Source organism: Methylobacterium sp. J-070, assembly GCF_022829385.1.
In the GTDB taxonomy this organism is placed as follows: Bacteria; Pseudomonadota; Alphaproteobacteria; order Rhizobiales; family Beijerinckiaceae; genus Methylobacterium.
In genome coordinates this window covers 1-2,072 of the sequence record NZ_JAKSXX010000056.1, presented here as the reverse complement: position 1 = coordinate 2,072, position 2,072 = coordinate 1, and the positions used below count along the sequence as shown (strand labels likewise).

The window sequence follows — 2,072 nt, the reverse complement described above, 5'->3', positions numbered from 1 at the left end:
CCTTGTGAAAGGCGGCGATCGACCGCTGTGGCGCCCCCCGAGACCGGGCACTGGCGAGGAAGAACTCTTCTTCAATGCCGAAGCGGTACTCGTTAGCCATCGCGGATCGCCCCCGGTGCCAGCCCTTTTCGGCCTAACCCTGCCTCATCCGTTCCCGGAACCGGATCCCGGCCCCGCCGCCGTTCTCAGGGATGAAGTCCAGGCCGGCGGTCATGACGAGGGCAGTGCTGCTACGACGATGCCCGCCGCGATGGCTGCGAAGGCGCAATCCTCGAACGCGTATTCCAAGTCGGCCGCTTCGAGCAGGCGTACTGCCGTGACGAGCACGACAGCCACGCCGATTGCCACGAGGCGGCTCCAGATCTGGCTCATCCGGCATTCCCAGCCTCAGGCTCTTGGATGCCGAGCCATTCCAGAGCGGCTGGACGCGACTTGAAGGTGTGCCACTGAGAGGTGAACGGGGCTGGTCGCTCGGTTGCCGGCATCTCGTCCAGCAATTCGATCTGCCATGTATCGCTTGGCCCATTGCGGTGGACACTGCGCACCAGCCCGGCAATCACCGTGCCGTCGAGCAGCACGTCGTAGCTGCCGGGTGCCAGTTGCTCGACGGTGTAGGTCACGACCGCTCCTTCTCACCGAAGCCTGCGATGGATCGCTGCCGCTTGAGCATCAGCTCCCTGCTACTGCAGGCGGCTCGTAGCAGACACAGGAACGGCCCTGCTCATCGGTGAACCTCACACCCAACTTTGTGAGGGCGGCTTTCAACTTTTCTGCCGTGTCGAGGCGCAAACCGCCTTGCTCGGTCTCGAACCGGCTCACCGTGTACGGCGTCACCCCGGCGAGTTCGGCTACTTCCCGAACCCCGAGCCGAACCGCCGCCCGAGCCATTCTCAACTGAACCGGCGTCATCCTGTTCCCTGTACCAAAAAGTCTGCACAGGGTGTTGACACGACCCAGTCCCCTGTTTTAGAAAATTAGCACACGGTGCAGCTAAAGCAAGCCGGAGTGCCAAATGTCCCACCGCACCGTCTCCTGGACCCGCATCTCCCGCAGCCTGCAGGACAGCCGCCCCGTCATCGCCCCGGGCCTGCTCTCGGCCAAGGCTCGCATTGACCTCAAGGTGCGCACCACTTGCCGGCCCCTGTTCAAAGCCGGCCAGTTCGACCGCGGCGCCATCATGTCGGCCGCCGCCTACGCCGCCCGCGCCCATCAGGAGCGGTTCGGCTGCACCTGGAGCGAGGCCATGTCGGTCGCGCTCAAAGCCGCCTGGGGCGCCGCCAAGCTCGCTCGCCACATGGCCGCGCACTGAGCGCAGATCTGCGCTGAGCAAGATCAGCGGCTTAGCCCGAGCCGCCTGACCCACCCATCCACCACCGATCCACCGCCACGAGCCCTCACCGGAGCCCGAACGATGACGCACGTCCGCATCCCCGATTTCAGCCAGCCCGCCCCGGTTCGCAGCGCCACCGCAGTGCCGAGTGCCCGCCTCCAGCTCCCCGTCGATCGCCGCTACCGCAACCTGCCCGACGAGACCCAGCCCGGGACCATCGAGCCCTGGCAGGCCGTGTCTCCCGTCCGGCCCGACACCGCGCACAGCCGGTCTCTGCGTTTCCTCGACGTCGCCGGCGAGCTGCTGGCCGCGGTCGCCATCATCGGCGGCGGCATGGTGCTGACCGGCCTCGCCTCCCTGCTCTGACTCGACCGGCCCCCGAGCGGGCCGGCTGCCCGCGTCCCTCATTCGAGGATCCCGCGATGTCCTTCCGTTCCTCTCTCAAGAACCTGATCCGCCGCGATCCGAGCGCCAGCCTGCGCGAGCGCGCCGCCGACCTGCGCGCCAGCCTGAGCCGTCGCACCGTTGTAGTCGGTTCGGTCGCGGCAGCCGTACCGCTGCCGGCTATTGCCGCTCCTCTCACGGCTGCGCCCGCTCAGCCGCACCCCGACGCCGAACTGGTAGCGCTCGGCGAGCGATGGCTGCGGGCCCGTGACGCTCAGGCCGAAGCGATGGAGGCATGGGGCGTCGCCTGGATGCAGATCCACGCCGTCCTCGTCACATGTCCTCAGGACCTGTTCGT

The 2,072-nt window shown here is 67.2% G+C and carries 6 protein-coding genes; 3 read left to right on the top strand and 3 right to left on the bottom strand.

Features of this window, described 5'->3' with window-relative positions; translation table 11 throughout:
- Positions 1–210: 210 nt before the first annotated feature.
- From MKL01_RS03535 to MKL01_RS03525, 3 genes are read right to left on the bottom strand one after another with little or no spacing between them, the layout of a single operon-like run.
- Positions 211–372 carry a hypothetical protein gene (locus tag MKL01_RS03535; RefSeq protein ID WP_243903852.1) on the bottom strand — a complete coding sequence of 54 codons (162 nt, stop codon included), beginning with the start codon at positions 370–372 and terminating at the stop codon, positions 211–213.
- Positions 369–620 (bottom strand): hypothetical protein, encoded by a 252-nt coding sequence (locus MKL01_RS03530; RefSeq protein ID WP_243903851.1) that lies wholly within the window; start codon positions 618–620, stop codon positions 369–371. Before MKL01_RS03530 ends, MKL01_RS03535 begins: the two co-directional genes overlap by 4 nt.
- A 49-nt stretch (positions 621–669) precedes the next feature.
- Positions 670–888, bottom strand: coding sequence for a helix-turn-helix domain-containing protein (locus MKL01_RS03525; RefSeq protein ID WP_243903853.1), 219 nt, complete (start codon positions 886–888; stop codon positions 670–672).
- A gap of 124 nt (positions 889–1,012) precedes the next feature.
- Between MKL01_RS03525 and MKL01_RS03520 the strand changes: the two genes are divergently transcribed.
- From MKL01_RS03520 to MKL01_RS03510, 3 genes are all read left to right on the top strand, one after another.
- Positions 1,013–1,309: a hypothetical protein gene (locus MKL01_RS03520; protein ID WP_243903850.1), complete on the top strand. Its 297-nt coding sequence runs from the start codon at positions 1,013–1,015 to the stop codon at positions 1,307–1,309.
- A 102-nt stretch (positions 1,310–1,411) separates the two neighbouring features.
- Complete coding sequence (locus tag MKL01_RS03515; protein ID WP_243903849.1) at positions 1,412–1,696, top strand: hypothetical protein; 285 nt, start codon at positions 1,412–1,414, stop codon at positions 1,694–1,696.
- A gap of 56 nt (positions 1,697–1,752) precedes the next feature.
- A partial coding sequence (locus MKL01_RS03510) for a hypothetical protein (RefSeq protein WP_243903848.1) occupies positions 1,753–2,072 on the top strand: 320 nt, incomplete at its 3' end.